This window comes from Shewanella sp. BJSY2023SW007 (assembly GCF_047314525.1).
Taxonomy (GTDB): domain Bacteria; phylum Pseudomonadota; class Gammaproteobacteria; order Enterobacterales; family Shewanellaceae; genus Shewanella; species Shewanella chilikensis.
The window spans coordinates 1-14,159 of sequence record NZ_JBKORL010000041.1 but is presented as its reverse complement, the minus strand read 5'-3'; the positions used below and the strand labels follow the sequence as shown (position 1 = coordinate 14,159).

The window sequence follows — 14,159 nt, the reverse complement described above, 5'->3', positions numbered from 1 at the left end:
CATGATGAGTCGCTGTTCGCACATAGTGTTGGGATTGGGGGCCACAGGCTTGTCTGTGGTGCGCTATCTGGTGGCTCAGGGCTATGCCCCTATGGTGATGGACAGCCGCCGCAATCCTCCCGGTGCCGAGGCGCTGAAAAATGAATTTCCGGATTTGGAGTTTTGCTTTGGCGGCTTCGATTGCCGTGGTCTGGTGCAGGCGGAGCAGATCATCATCAGTCCCGGGATCCCCATGGATACCCCCGAAGTAAGGGCGGCTCTGGATATGGGCATAGAAGTGATTGGCGATGTGGAGTTGTTTGCCCGCGCCATAGCTGACAAGGGCCCATGTGTGCTGGCGATTACCGGCTCCAATGGCAAGTCGACTGTGACGACCCTGGTCGGTGAAATGCTCAAAGCCGGCGGCAAACAGGTTGCCATCGGCGGCAACATAGGGGTGCCGGCGCTGGAGCTTTTGGGCGAAAACGTTAGTCACTATGTGCTGGAGCTATCCAGTTTCCAGTTGGAAACAACCCATAGTCTTAAATGTTTGGCATCCACTTGCCTGAACATTTCTGAAGACCACATGGACAGATACAGCGACCTGGAAGCCTATCGCCAGGCCAAACTGCGGCTATATGAACTGAGTCGACTGGCGATTTTCAACCGGGATGATCCGCAAACGCAGCCCATGTCACCCATGAACAACAATAGCTTTGGTCTGGGTAACCCCGAAGGGGATGAGTGGGGGATCACCGACGGCAAAATTTTCCACGGCAGCAGTGAAATCATGAATCTGTTGGATGTGGCGCTGCTCGGCAGCCATAACCACGCCAACCTGCTGGCCGCCATGGCGTTAGCCGATGCGGCAGGAGTGGATAAAGAAGCCATGGCCAGAGTGGCCCGCGAGTTTAAAGGCCTGCCGCACAGATGTGAACTGGTGGCGGTCAAGAATGGCGCCACTTGGATCAACGATTCCAAGGCCACTAATGTGGGCGCTACCGTGGCAGCACTTGAAGGGCTCAGTGACTATCTCGGTGATGTGATCCTGATTGCCGGTGGTGATGGTAAAGGGGCTGATTTCCGGCCGCTTGCCAATGTGCTGGGTTCTGTGACTCACCTAATTACCCTGGGACGGGACGGTGACAAGATAGCGGCGCTGAAAGAGGGCGCCATCAAGGTTGGCTCCATGGCAGAAGCCGTGAACAAGGCTGCCGAACTGGCGAGTTCCGGAGACATAGTCATGTTGTCGCCGGCCTGTGCCAGCTTGGATATGTACAGTAACTTTATGGCCAGGGGCGATGACTTCCGCCATCTGGTGGAGGCGCTGGATGAGCAGTGATGAGCGACAACTTAACCTGTTCGGAACCAGCCTCAAGTGGCGCTGGTCCGACTGGTTCGGTGAAAAGCAATCGCAGGGCATGCAACTGTATGACCGGCGTTTGCTGCTTGCTGTTTTGTCGTTGATCGCCTTTGGCTTTGTGATGGTGATGTCGGCTTCTATGCCGGAAGCCCAGAGCCTGACTGGTAATCCATTTCATTTTGTGACCCGGCATCTGTTCTATTTGGCGGGCTGCGTGGTGATCGCCGCAGTGGTGTTGCAGGTAGAGATGCAGCGCTGGCAGCAACTGAGTCCACTGATGCTGTTGCTGGTCGGCGTCATGTTGGTGGCCGTACTGGCAGTAGGCACCACTGTAAACGGGGCGACACGCTGGTTGTCTCTGGGGCCGGTGAGAATTCAGGTGGCCGAGATAGCCAAGTTTGTTTTTGCGGTCTACATGGCCGGTTATCTGGTTAGGCGGCATCAGGAAGTGCGTGAAAACGCCAAGGGCTTTTACAAACCGATTGCGGTTTTTGCCGTCTATGCCTTCTTGATCCTGATGCAACCGGATCTGGGAACCGTGGTGGTGCTATTTGTTGGCACAGTCGGGCTGCTGTTTTTGGCCGGTGCCCGTTTGCTGGACTTCTTCGCGCTGATCCTGACCGGGGTTATGGCCTTTGTGGCTTTGGTGCTGCTGGAGCCCTACCGGATGCGGCGGGTAACTTCCTTCCTCGACCCCTGGCAGGATCCGTTCGGCAGCGGTTACCAGTTGACTCAGTCGCTGATGGCCTATGGTCGCGGCGACTGGTTTGGTCAGGGACTTGGTAATAGCATCCAGAAACTGGAATACCTGCCGGAGGCGCACACTGACTTTATTTTCGCCGTTATAGGGGAAGAGCTTGGATTTATCGGCATAGTTGCCGTGCTGGCAGTGCTACTGTTCGTAGCGCTGCGGGCGATTCGTCTCGGCAGTCAATGCTTGGCCATGGATCGGGCATTTGAAGGTTATCTGGCTTACGCCATAGGGATCTGGATCTGTTTCCAGACTGTGGTGAACGTGGGCGCCAGTATCGGCATTTTGCCGACCAAGGGGCTGACACTGCCCTTTATCAGCTATGGCGGCAGTAGTCTCTGGGTGATGACGGCTGCGGTCATGATGCTGATCCGGATAGATCATGAGCGGCGTCTCAGCCTGATCCAGGCGGTGCAGGGGAGGCTGAAGTCATGAAGGGTAACAATTTGAATAACAAACGTATTTTAGTGATGGCCGGTGGTACCGGCGGTCACGTTTTTCCGGCGTTGGCAGTGGCCAGACGCCTGGCACAGCAGGGCTGGCAGGTGCGTTGGCTGGGTACAGCAGACCGGATGGAGGCGCGTTTGGTGCCTCAGCACGGCTTTGATATAGATTTTATTGACATTAAAGGCGTACGCGGCAACGGCATAGTGCGCAAGCTGGCAGCGCCTTTCAAGGTGCTGCGCTCGATTGTTCAGGCGCGCAGGGTTATCCGCGAATTTCGGCCAGATGTGGTGTTGGGCATGGGCGGCTTTGCCAGCGGTCCGGGCGGCGTTGCCGCCAAGCTCAGCGGTATTCCGTTGGTGTTGCATGAGCAAAACGCCATTCCCGGGATGACCAATAAGCTGCTTTCCCGTATTGCCACCAAGGTGCTGTGCGCCTTTGCCAATACCTTCGATCCGGGTAAGGCCGAAGTGGTTGGCAACCCTATTCGCCAGGAGCTTATTACTCTGGGGGGACAGCCCAGAGCCCAGCATCAGGATGCGCTGAAAATTTTGGTTGTCGGTGGCAGCCTGGGTGCCAAGGTCTTCAACGACCTTATGCCAGCTGTGGTTGCCGAGGTCAGCAAGTCACAGTCAGTGACGGTTTGGCATCAGGTGGGCAAGGGCAATCAGGCGCCGGTGGAAGCTGAATATCAGCAGCTGGGACAGGACGGCAGAGTTAAAGTCGCTGAGTTTATCGATGATATGGAAGCCGCCTATCGTTGGGCCGACGTGGTCATCTGCCGCGCCGGTGCCCTAACCGTTTCTGAGCTGGCGGCCGTTGGCCTGCCCAGCCTGTTGGTGCCTTATCCCCATGCGGTGGATGATCACCAGACCCGCAACGCCCAGGTGTTGGTGGATGCGGGCGCGGCCTTCCTGTTGCCGCAGCCGATTGTCGATGTGTCCAGGCTGGCGAATAAGCTGGCCCTGCTTGGCAGTGATAGAAATGAATTGACCTTGATGGGGCAAAGAGCCAGAGCGGCCGCTGTGCTGGATGCGACCGATAAAGTCGCCCAGGTCTGTATCGAACTGGCAGAGAAAGGAAATAGATGAATAACAGAGCAGAGAAATACGCCCAGCTTCGCGCCATGATCCCGGAAATGCGCCGGGTGCGTCGCATTCACTTTGTTGGCATAGGTGGCGCCGGCATGGGGGGCATTGCCGAGGTTCTGGTTAACGAAGGTTATCAGGTCAGTGGTTCGGATATTGCCGAAAATGCCGTGACTGAACGTTTGGCGGCTCTGGGTGCTCGCATCATTATCGGCCACAGTGCCGAGGCTGTGGTCAACGTTGATGTGGTGGTGGTTTCTACCGCGATTAAAGCGGATAACCCGGAAGTCGCGGCCGCCAGAGCCAGCCGCACTCCGATAGTGCGCCGTGCCGAGATGCTGGCTGAGTTAATGCGTTACCGTCATGGGGTGGCGATTGCCGGCACCCATGGCAAAACCACTACAACCAGCCTTATCGCCAGTGTTTATGGTCAGGCCGAGCGAGATCCGACCTTTGTAATAGGTGGCCTGCTTAACAGTGCTGGCACCAATGCTCGCTTGGGGCATAGCCGTTACCTTATCGCCGAGGCCGATGAGAGTGATGCCAGCTTCCTGCATCTGCAGCCTATGGTGAGTGTGGTAACCAATATTGAAGCCGATCATATGGATACTTACGGCGGCGATTTTGAGAAGTTGAAAACCACCTTTGTTGACTTCCTGCATAATCTGCCGTTTTACGGTGTGGCCGTGCTTTGTATCGATGATCCTGTGGTGAAAGAGATTATGCCGCGCATTGGGCGCCACATGGTGACCTATGGCTTCAGTGATGAGGCTGATGTGCAGGCACTTAACTTCAGCCAAGAAGGGCCTCAATGCCGTTTTACCGTGCGTCGCAAGGGCCGGGATGACTTGGATCTGCTGCTGAATCTGCCGGGACGGCACAATGTGCTGAACGCCTTGGCGGCGATTGCCGTGGCCAGTGAAGATGATATAGATGATGCCGCCATAGTGCAGGCGCTGGCGGAGTTCCAGGGAATTGGCCGCCGCTTCCAGCACCTGGGGGCCTTCGATACTCCCAAGGGCGAGGTGATGTTGGTTGATGATTACGGCCATCATCCCAGCGAAGTCGCAGCCACTATCAAGGCGGCTCGTGCCGGTTGGCCTAATAAGCGCCTGGTGATGGCTTATCAGCCACACAGATATAGCCGCACCCGGGATCTGTACGAGGACTTTGTCGAAGTATTGTCTCAGGTCGATGGCCTATTGCTGCTGGAGGTCTATCCCGCCGGTGAAGCACCTATCGCGGGAGCCGACAGCCGCGCGCTGTGCCGCAGCATCAGATTGCGTGGTCAGGTTGACCCTATCTATGTCGCTACGCCGGAGCAGTTGCAGGAGATACTGCCGGATGTACTCAAGGACGGCGATCTGCTGATGACTCAAGGCGCAGGTAACATAGGGGCCCTGGCGCGCCAATTGGCGAGCAGCGAATTGGGGTTTAGTGATGATAACAAAGATACGATTTCTGAATAGATTTTCATCGCTTAATAGCTTGAAAACAGTATCTTTTGACCAAGAAAACCAGCCCTATATAATGGCCGGTTTTCCGCCAAGCTAACAGGCAGGACCATGGCGCTGAAGGACAGGTTGCACAAGGGCCGGGCAAGGCTTGCCGGAGTCAATTGGTATCTCTGCAGCGGGATTGGCTTTCTGCTGTTGGTACTGGCGGCATTTGGCATGGCGGCTTGGAAATTGGGACTGGTGCTGAATGATGCCGAGGCCTTGCCCATTGAGGCAGTGGCGATAAAAGGCGAGCGCCAGTACACCACGGATGCGGAAATCCGCGGCGCCTTGCAGGACTTGATGCAGCGTAGCTTTTTCAGCGCTGATGTGGCCGAGGTGCAACAGGCGCTGGAGGCCCTGCCTTGGGTATACAGGGCCTCGGTTCGGCGCGAATGGCCGGCCAAGCTGAAGGTTTATCTGCAAGAACAGGTTGCCGTGGCGCACTGGAATCAGGATGAATGGCTCAATGAACACGGAGAGGTGTTTCTGGCGCCACCGCAACCCGGGCTGGAAAATTTGCCTTGGTTGGTGGGACCTGAACCTATGGCACAGGAGGTATTGACCTCCTTTCGGCAGATGGATGAACTGCTGCGGATAAACAGCTTCAAGCTGGATAGATTGAGTCTCAGCCCGAGACATGCCTGGGAGGCGACTTTGGGCAACGGCATCATGCTGGAATTGGGACGAGAGGACAAGATGGCGCGGATACAGCGTTTTATCAACGTGTATCCGGAGTTGGTTAAACAGGAAAAGAGTGTCGCCAGAGTGGATCTACGCTATGACACGGGTCTGGCAGTAGGCTGGGAAGACGCACAAGAAGAGAGCCGTTAATTAATGACCAAGAACCAAGATAGAAATCTGATCGTCGGATTGGACATAGGGACATCCAAGGTCGCTGTGATCATAGGTGAAGTCTTGCCCGATGGCGAAATCAGTGTCGTCGGTCTGGGTAATCATCCATCACGCGGCATGGATAAAGGCGGGGTCAACGACCTCGATTCTATCGTGCGCAGTGTGCAGCGGGCCTTGGATCAGGCCGAGCTGATGGCAGACTGTCAGGTGTCTTCGGTGTATTTGAGCATTTCCGGCAAGCATATCGCTTGTCAGAACGAAAACGGCATGGTCTCCATCAATGATGAAGAGGTGACCCAGGAAGACGTGGACAACGTTATCCACACGGCCCGTTCGGTGAAGATCCCCACTGAGCGCCGCATTTTGCACGTACTGCCACAGGAATATGCAATAGATGTTCAAGAAGGGATCCGCAGCCCTATCGGCATGTCCGGCATGCGGATGGAAGCCAAGGTACATATAGTCACCTGCGCCAATGATATGGCCAAGAATATCACCAAGAGTGTTGAACGCTGTGGCCTCAAGGTGGACGACCTGGTGTTTTCCGGTATCGCTTCGGCCGATGCGGTACTGACCAATGATGAAAAAGATCTGGGTGTTTGTCTGGTGGATGTCGGTGGCGGTACTACAGATATCGCTGTGTATACCAATGGCGCTCTGCGTCACTGCGCCGTGGTGCCTGTGGCCGGCAATCAGGTAACCAGTGATATCGCCAAAATTTTCCGCACGCCGCTGTCGCATGCCGAGCAGATTAAAGTGCAGCATGCCAGTGCCCGCAGCTCCATGGTGAGCCGTGAAGACAGCATAGAAGTGCCGTCTGTGGGGGGGCGACCATCAAGAACCATGTCGCGTCATACTCTGGCCGAAGTGGTTGAACCCAGATATCAGGAACTGTTCGAGTTGGTATTCAAAGAGCTCAAGGACAGTGGCCTGGAAGATCAAATTGCCGCCGGCATAGTGTTGACCGGTGGTACCGCCTCTATTGAAGGGGCTGTGGATGTTGCCGAAGCCACTTTCGGCATGCCGGTCAGGGTGGCATCACCGCTGCCGGTGAAAGGTTTGTATGAATATGTGGATCAGCCCATCTACTCCACAGGTGTTGGGCTGTTACATTACGGCGCGCGCAGGGTTATCGAACGTCAGTTTGAACGACCCGAGCGTCAAGGGGTGACCAGTCTCTGGAATCGGGTTCAGAGCTGGTTTAAAGGTGAGTTTTAACTTACGTAAACGCAGGTAATACGGAGAATTCAACCATGTTTGAGATCATGGATACTCATTCTGACGAGGCGGTGATAAAGGTCATCGGCGTCGGTGGCGGCGGTGGTAATGCCGTCGAGCATATGGTGAAACACAACATCGAAGGTGTTGAGTTTGTTGCCACCAATACAGATGCCCAGGCATTGCGTAAGTCTGCCGCGGGCACCACTATTCAACTGGGACGAGATGTCACCAAGGGCTTGGGGGCTGGTGCCAACCCGGAAGTCGGTCGCGCAGCAGCCGAAGAAGATCGTGAAAATATCCGTGAGGCTATCAAGGGCTCGGATATGATCTTCATTGCGGCCGGTATGGGTGGCGGTACGGGTACAGGTGCCGCACCTGTGGTGGCGCAGATTGCCCGCGAAGAAGGGATATTGACAGTGGCCGTGGTCACTAAACCTTTCCCCTTCGAAGGCAAGAAGCGTATGGCGTTCGCCGATCAGGGGATCACTGAACTGGCCAAGCATGTTGACTCGCTGATCACTATTCCCAACGAGAAACTGCTTAAGGTATTGGGTCGTGGTACATCACTGCTGGATGCTTTTGCTGCAGCCAACAATGTGCTCTTGGGTGCGGTGCAAGGTATTGCCGAACTGATCACCCGTCCCGGTCTGATTAACGTCGACTTCGCCGACGTGAAAACCGTTATGTCCGAAATGGGTAACGCCATGATGGGCACAGGTGTCGCTCGTGGTGAAGACCGCGCCGAAGAAGCGGCCGAAGCGGCTGTTGCCAGTCCGCTGCTGGAAGATATCGACTTGGCAGGCGCCCGTGGCGTGCTGGTTAACATTACTGCCGGCATGGATATGAGTATCGAAGAATTTGAGACAGTGGGTAACCACGTCAAGGCTTATGCTTCAGACAATGCGACTGTGGTTGTCGGTGCTGTTATCGATCCAGAAATGAGTGATGAACTGCGGGTTACTGTGGTTGCTACCGGCATAGGATCGGAAAGAAAACCTGACATCCAGTTGGTATCCAAACCTGCTCCGCGCCAGGAACCTGTGCCAGAGCCCAAGGTCGAAACCTATATGCCTCAGGAAGAAGCTGCTATGCCTGTTGCTCACAAGAGCAATGCAGTTCCGGCGTCCCAACCTGCGGCCAATCCGCATAAGAACGAGCTTGATTATTTGGATATTCCGGCGTTTTTGCGTAAGCAAGCCGACTGATACTGGCGGTTATCACGGGTGTAAATTGGGTGTTCCCCTTTGTTTCCAGGAAGCGAAGGTAGGTAAATTTTTGTGAAATTGCCGATTTATGCTAGGATATCCGACCAGCTGCGCCCGAGAAGTGTCGATTTTATCGTCCAAGGCAGAGCTTTTTGTTGAGATGAATACGGGTAACTAAATGATTTTTCAAAGAACTGTTGAAAAAATAGTAAAGACCACAGGTGTCGGTTTGCATTCCGGCAATAAGGTGACTTTGACTATCAAGCCCGCACCAGTCAATACAGGGATCGTACTCGTGCGCACCGATATGCAGCCGGCAGTGGAGATTGCTGCCAAGGCAGAGCAGGTGCGTGAAACGACTATGTGTACGGCTCTGGTCAATGATGAAGGTGTTCGCATCTCAACGATTGAGCATCTGTTTGCTGCACTCGCGGGTTTGGGAATCGACAATGCCGTTATTGAAGTGGATGCTCCCGAGATCCCCATCATGGACGGCAGTGCCAGCCCCTTTGTATTCCTGCTGCAAAGCGCGGGGATCAAAGATCAGTCAGCGGCCAAGAAATATCTGAAGATCAAGCACACAGTGCGTGTTGAAGACGGTGATAAGTGGGCTGAACTGCGACCCTTCAAAGGTTTCAGAGTCGACTTTGCTATTGACTTCAATCACCCTGAAATTGCCCGTAGTCAACAACATATGGTGATGGATTTTTCCTCTTCCGCCTTTGTGAAAGATATCAGCCGCGCCAGAACCTTTGGTTTTATGCGTGATATCGAGTACCTGCGTGCCAACAATCTGGCATTGGGTGGCAGTATGGAAAACGCGGTTGTGCTTGATGAATATCGTGTCCTCAACCCCGATGGCCTGCGTTATGAGGATGAATTTGTTAAGCACAAGATTCTTGATGCGTTTGGTGACCTGTATGTGGCGGGTCACGCCATAGTCGGAGAGTTCTGTGCCTACAAGACGGGGCATGCTCTTAACAACCGGTTGGTGCGGGCTCTGCTTGCCCAGCAGGATGCTTGGGAGTTGGTCAGCTTCGAAAAAGAAGCGGATGTACCTGTCAGCTTTATGATGCCATCCAATGTGGTGATGGCTTAATCGTAAAACTAGGACTGCCTTTTACGGCTGGCTAATGCAGCCAGCCGTTTTAGTTTCTGGCCCAGCTCACCTTCTGTGTGTTCGGCCAGTGCATTGATATGTGAAGCCGCGGTTTCACTCAACTGTCTGTGAACCACTTGGGGTTTTGCCCCCGATGTTGCCAGTGCCGGGTTGACTTTAACCTCAATAGCGGTAAGCATTGGGAGCGTTTCTGCCTGAAGTTGGGCAAGAAGTTTGGTTTTTTGGAAGTTAATCCTGGCGGCCCATGCGGCGGAAGGGGTTTCAATAACCAGCACACTTTGGCGCAGATTGGCGACTTTCAGCTGTTCGCTGACAGGGCCTGACAGCAGTTGTTTGACATGCTGGTTCAGATACAACAAAAGCTCCGCTTTCTCGGCCAGATCGGGCAGACGTCCCGACTGATGCAGTAATTGGCTGAGGTGCTGAGGGAGCTTCTTCATTATGATAATAAGATGGCTGAATTAGGCTATGAGTGTAACAGTTTTTATTCAAGGTCGGAATGGCGTGACGCGCTGGCAACCTGGCAAACGCTGGTTGCTGTTGCCTATATTGCTCCTCGCTGCGGGCACAGGGCTCTATCATTACAACGCCGAGCGATTTGAGTCGCAACAGGCCAACGTCGACAACGAGCGCCAAGCTCGTGAGCAGCAACAGAAACAAGTCAAAGAACTCAAGCAGGCAACCGAAACTCAGTTGGCAACCTTGGTGGCACATGTCGCTAGAATGCAGGCCAAACTGACCCGGCTTGAGGCTCTCGGGCAAACTCTTGCCCAGAATTACCAGCTTGAAGAACAGTTCGATTTCGGCGCCGAGGTAGGTATTGGCGGCCTGAGCGAGCTGGGCACCAGCATAGAGCTGGAGCAGCTGATCTCCGATATGGATCGGCTGGCATCAGGAATTGATAGTAATAATGCTCAGTTGTCACTGCTTGAAACAGTGGCTTCCAATCTCCATATAGATGAAGAGCGTTATATATCAGGGCGGCCAATCAACAAAGGTTGGTTATCCTCGCCCTACGGTTTACGTAATGATCCTTTCAATGGCCGCAGAACTGTGCATAAAGGCATAGACTTTGCGGGTACAGAAGGAGCCGATGTGATCGCCACCGGTGGTGGTGTGGTGACATGGGCCGGGAATATGTTTGGCTATGGTGAGTTGGTGGAGATAGATCACGGTAACGGATTGCGCACCCGCTATGGTCATAATAAAGCTTTGTCAGTAACTGTAGGTGATGTGGTCGCCAAGGGCGAGAAAATTGCCACCATGGGAAGCACTGGGCGTTCGACAGGACCTCATGTGCATTATGAAGTGTTGCGGGGTGGACAGCAGATAGATCCCAAGAAGTACGTCTACCGCAAAGCAGGTTAATTGGAACTGGCCGCCAGACTCGTAAGAGGCTTGGCCTACAACAGAATAAGTGATTCAGATGTTAGGTAAATTACTGACAAAAGTATTTGGTAGTCGTAACGACCGCACCCTTAAAGCCCTGGGCAAGATAGTCAACAAGATCAACGCGCTCGAAGGTGAATATGAGCAACTCAGCGATGAGCAGCTCAAGGCCAAAACCCAGGAGTTCCGTGACCGGCTTGAAAAAGGGGAAACCCTTAATGACATTATGGCTGAAGCTTTTGCCACTGTGCGTGAAGCTTCCAAGCGGGTGTTCGAGATGCGCCACTTCGACGTGCAGTTGATAGGCGGTATGGTGCTGGATAGCAACCGCATTGCCGAGATGCGCACCGGTGAAGGTAAGACACTTACCGCCACACTGCCTGCCTATCTCAATGCGCTGACCGGCAAGGGTGTTCACGTTATTACAGTGAACGACTATCTGGCTCGCCGTGACGCCGATACTAACCGCCCACTGTTTGAATTCCTTGGTATGACAGTCGGAGTTAACGTCGCCGGTCTTGGCCAGCTGGAAAAGAAAGCCGCCTACAACTCAGATATCACTTACGGTACCAACAACGAATTTGGTTTCGACTATCTGCGCGACAACATGGCGTTTTCACCGCAGGAGCGGGTACAACGTCCATTGCACTATGCTCTGATAGACGAAGTCGACTCCATTCTTATTGATGAAGCCCGTACACCGCTGATCATCTCCGGCGCCGCAGAAGACAGCTCTGAACTCTACATTAAGGTCAATAAGCTGATCCCTAATCTGATCCGCCAGGATAAAGAAGACTCGGACGACTATGTCGGTGAGGGGGACTTCAGCGTGGATGAAAAGGCCAAGCAAGTTCACATGACTGAACGCGGTCAGGAAAAAATTGAACTCCTGCTGACCCAATCTGGCCTATTGGCCGAAGGGGATTCACTTTACTCGGCCGCCAATATCTCACTGCTGCACCATGTTAACGCCGCGCTGCGTGCTCACACCTTGTTTGAAAGGGATGTCGACTATGTAGTGCAGGATGGCGAAGTGATCATCGTCGATGAGCACACCGGCCGTACCATGCAGGGGCGCCGTTGGTCTGAAGGTTTGCACCAGGCGGTGGAAGCCAAAGAAGGCGTGAAGATCCAGAATGAAAACCAGACTCTGGCTTCTATCACCTTCCAAAACTACTTCCGTCAGTATGAAAAACTGGCCGGTATGACAGGTACTGCTGACACCGAAGCCTTTGAATTCCAGCATATCTATGGTCTGGATACCGTAGTGATCCCCACCAACCGGCCGATGATCCGTAACGATATGGCTGACTTGGTGTATCTCACCGCCAAAGAAAAATACAACGCCATTATCCAGGACATCAAAGGTTGTCGTGAACGTGGTCAGCCAGTATTGGTCGGTACAGTTTCCATCGAACAGTCTGAACTGCTGTCCAACCTGTTGGATCGGGAAAAGATCCCTCACAAGGTACTGAACGCCAAGTTCCACGAAAAAGAAGCTGAAATTGTTGCTCAGGCTGGACGTAGTGGAGCGGTAACCGTGGCCACCAACATGGCCGGTCGTGGTACCGATATCGTCTTGGGCGGTAGCTGGAAAGCGGAAATTGAGGAACTGGAAAACCCAACCGAGGAGCAGATTGCCAAGATCCGTGCCGACTGGCAAGAACGTCACGATGCCGTAGTCGCCGCCGGTGGTTTGCACATCCTGGGTACTGAACGTCATGAGTCTCGCCGTATCGACAACCAGCTGCGTGGTCGTTCCGGCCGTCAGGGCGATGCGGGTTCATCACGTTTCTATCTGTCGATGGAAGACAGCCTGATGCGGATCTTCGCCTCAGATCGGGTTGCCAACATGATGAAGAAGTTGGGCATGGAAGAAGGCGAAGCCATTGAACATCCTTGGGTATCACGTGCGATTGAGAATGCCCAGCGTAAAGTGGAAGCCCGTAACTTCGATATTCGTAAGCAGTTGCTGGAATTTGATGATGTCGCCAACGACCAGCGTCAGGTGGTTTACGCTCAGCGTAACGAACTGATGGATGCCGAAAGCATCGAAGATACCATCAAGAATATTCAGGAAGACGTGATCACAGGCGTTATCGATCAATACATTCCACCACAGTCAGTTGAAGAGCTCTGGGACGTTGCCGGCCTCGAGCAGCGACTCAAACAGGAATTTGTACTGGACTTGCCGCTGCAGGAGTGGCTGGATAAAGAAGAAGACCTGCACGAAGAGACCTTGCGTGAGCGGATCATCGAATCTTGGCTCAAGGCCTATGAGGCCAAAGAGCAGATGGTGGGCCATGAGGTGCTGCGTCAGTTTGAAAAAGCCGTGATGTTGCAGACTCTGGATGGCCTGTGGAAAGAGCACTTGGCGGCCATGGATCACCTGCGTCAGGGTATTCACCTGCGTGGTTATGCACAGAAGAACCCCAAACAGGAATATAAGCGTGAATCCTTCGAGTTGTTCCAGCAGATGTTGGAGTCACTCAAACACGATGTGATTAGTATTCTGTCCAAGGTTCAGGTACAGGCTCAATCGGATGTAGATGAAATGGAAGCCCGTCGTCGTGAAGAAGAAGCGCGGATCCAACATCAATATCAGCACGCCACTTCTGAGGCTTTAAATGAAGCCGAACACGATGCCGAAGTCGCCGCACATACTCCAGTTGTGCGTGATGGTGAGAAAGTAGGGCGCAACGATCCTTGTCCTTGCGGCTCAGGTAAAAAATACAAACAGTGTCATGGCAAACTGAGCTAACACACTGTAAGTCATTAAAGGCAATCTTCGGATTGCCTTTTTTGTTGCTTTTAAAACGCGTTTTTTGTTCCACAAACTCACAAATGTGGATAACTCTGGGGGTAAAAAGTGCTTAACGTGTGACTAACTCTAGGGCCTCAAAAAAGATCGTAAAATGCTGAAAAAAGCCCTTGCACAAAAGTTCAAGCTCCCTATAATGCGCTCCCACTGACACGGCGAACGAGAACAAAATAACTGTTCAAATTCAAGTTCAGTAGTTGGCAACAAGCCTTGGTTTCAAAGGTGTGAAGATAAAATCATCACTCACTCGAAACCAGATAAAAAAGGGCTTGACGCTGAAAAAGGGTTCTGTAAAATACGCAGCCCTGACCCGATGAGAATCATCGCGGTACTGCTCTTTAACAATATATCAAGCAATCTGTGTGGACACTCACAGGCATTGAGAAATCGACAAAACGATTTAACTCGATGAAGAGTGTTCATACGA

Annotated in this window: 11 protein-coding genes; 10 read left to right on the top strand and 1 reads right to left on the bottom strand. The window is 53.3% G+C overall.

Going from position 1 to position 14,159, the window contains the following annotated elements:
• The first annotated feature begins 1 nt into the window (after position 1).
• The 8 genes from murD to lpxC all read left to right on the top strand — a co-directional run bounded on the left by murD (position 2) and on the right by lpxC (position 9,501).
• Positions 2–1,321, top strand: a complete 1,320-nt coding sequence (murD, locus tag ACMHXE_RS07505; RefSeq protein WP_101056268.1) for a UDP-N-acetylmuramoyl-L-alanine--D-glutamate ligase — start codon at positions 2–4, stop codon at positions 1,319–1,321.
• Positions 1,311–2,528, top strand: a complete 1,218-nt coding sequence (gene ftsW / locus ACMHXE_RS07500; protein ID WP_039035202.1) for a cell division protein FtsW — start codon at positions 1,311–1,313, stop codon at positions 2,526–2,528. Before murD ends, ftsW begins: the two co-directional genes overlap by 11 nt.
• The gene (gene murG / locus ACMHXE_RS07495; RefSeq protein WP_101056269.1) at positions 2,525–3,628 is read left to right on the top strand and encodes an undecaprenyldiphospho-muramoylpentapeptide beta-N-acetylglucosaminyltransferase; all 1,104 of its coding nucleotides are present in this window, start codon (positions 2,525–2,527) and stop codon (positions 3,626–3,628) included. Before ftsW ends, murG begins: the two co-directional genes overlap by 4 nt.
• Complete coding sequence (gene murC, locus ACMHXE_RS07490; protein WP_165564348.1) at positions 3,625–5,094, top strand: UDP-N-acetylmuramate--L-alanine ligase; 1,470 nt, start codon at positions 3,625–3,627, stop codon at positions 5,092–5,094. The genes murG and murC overlap by 4 nt, the downstream gene beginning before the upstream one ends.
• Before the next feature lie 96 nt (positions 5,095–5,190).
• Positions 5,191–5,955 carry a cell division protein FtsQ/DivIB gene (locus ACMHXE_RS07485; protein ID WP_101056271.1) on the top strand — a complete coding sequence of 255 codons (765 nt, stop codon included), beginning with the start codon at positions 5,191–5,193 and terminating at the stop codon, positions 5,953–5,955.
• 3 nt (positions 5,956–5,958) lie between these two features.
• Positions 5,959–7,194 (top strand): cell division protein FtsA, encoded by a 1,236-nt coding sequence (gene ftsA, locus ACMHXE_RS07480; RefSeq protein WP_039035199.1) that lies wholly within the window; start codon positions 5,959–5,961, stop codon positions 7,192–7,194.
• Between the two features lie 35 nt (positions 7,195–7,229).
• On the top strand, positions 7,230–8,402 hold the full coding sequence (gene ftsZ, locus ACMHXE_RS07475) for a cell division protein FtsZ (RefSeq protein WP_101056272.1): 1,173 nt from the start codon (positions 7,230–7,232) through the stop codon (positions 8,400–8,402).
• Between the two features lie 178 nt (positions 8,403–8,580).
• Entirely contained in the window at positions 8,581–9,501 is a 921-nt protein-coding gene (lpxC, locus tag ACMHXE_RS07470; protein ID WP_101056273.1) for a UDP-3-O-acyl-N-acetylglucosamine deacetylase, read from the top strand.
• Between the two features lie 8 nt (positions 9,502–9,509).
• Here the strand turns inward: lpxC and ACMHXE_RS07465 are convergent, their stop codons facing one another.
• Complete coding sequence (locus ACMHXE_RS07465) at positions 9,510–9,962, bottom strand: DUF721 domain-containing protein (RefSeq protein ID WP_025010897.1); 453 nt, start codon at positions 9,960–9,962, stop codon at positions 9,510–9,512.
• 28 nt (positions 9,963–9,990) lie between these two features.
• Between ACMHXE_RS07465 and ACMHXE_RS07460 the strand changes: the two genes are divergently transcribed.
• Both ACMHXE_RS07460 and secA read left to right on the top strand, forming a co-directional pair.
• Complete coding sequence (locus ACMHXE_RS07460) at positions 9,991–10,890, top strand: M23 family metallopeptidase (protein WP_101056274.1); 900 nt, start codon at positions 9,991–9,993, stop codon at positions 10,888–10,890.
• 58 nt (positions 10,891–10,948) lie between these two features.
• Complete coding sequence (secA, locus tag ACMHXE_RS07455; protein WP_413731869.1) at positions 10,949–13,672, top strand: preprotein translocase subunit SecA; 2,724 nt, start codon at positions 10,949–10,951, stop codon at positions 13,670–13,672.
• The last annotated feature ends 487 nt before the right edge of the window (positions 13,673–14,159 follow it).

What these genes read in the sequence shown, in the direction of transcription:
- ACMHXE_RS07485 (WP_101056271.1), top strand. Translation starts at nt 5,191, where the DNA reads ATGGCGCTGAAGGACAGGTTGCACAAGGGCCGGGCAAGGCTTGCCGGA.
- ACMHXE_RS07460 (WP_101056274.1), top strand. Translation starts at nt 9,991, where the DNA reads ATGAGTGTAACAGTTTTTATTCAAGGTCGGAATGGCGTGACGCGCTGG.
- ftsW (WP_039035202.1), top strand. Translation starts at nt 1,311, where the DNA reads ATGAGCAGTGATGAGCGACAACTTAACCTGTTCGGAACCAGCCTCAAG.
- secA (WP_413731869.1), top strand. Translation starts at nt 10,949, where the DNA reads ATGTTAGGTAAATTACTGACAAAAGTATTTGGTAGTCGTAACGACCGC.
- murD (WP_101056268.1), top strand. Translation starts at nt 2, where the DNA reads ATGATGAGTCGCTGTTCGCACATAGTGTTGGGATTGGGGGCCACAGGC.
- lpxC (WP_101056273.1), top strand. Translation starts at nt 8,581, where the DNA reads ATGATTTTTCAAAGAACTGTTGAAAAAATAGTAAAGACCACAGGTGTC.
- ACMHXE_RS07465 (WP_025010897.1), bottom strand. Translation starts at nt 9,962, where the DNA reads ATGAAGAAGCTCCCTCAGCACCTCAGCCAATTACTGCATCAGTCGGGA.
- ftsZ (WP_101056272.1), top strand. Translation starts at nt 7,230, where the DNA reads ATGTTTGAGATCATGGATACTCATTCTGACGAGGCGGTGATAAAGGTC.
- murG (WP_101056269.1), top strand. Translation starts at nt 2,525, where the DNA reads ATGAAGGGTAACAATTTGAATAACAAACGTATTTTAGTGATGGCCGGT.
- ftsA (WP_039035199.1), top strand. Translation starts at nt 5,959, where the DNA reads ATGACCAAGAACCAAGATAGAAATCTGATCGTCGGATTGGACATAGGG.
- murC (WP_165564348.1), top strand. Translation starts at nt 3,625, where the DNA reads ATGAATAACAGAGCAGAGAAATACGCCCAGCTTCGCGCCATGATCCCG.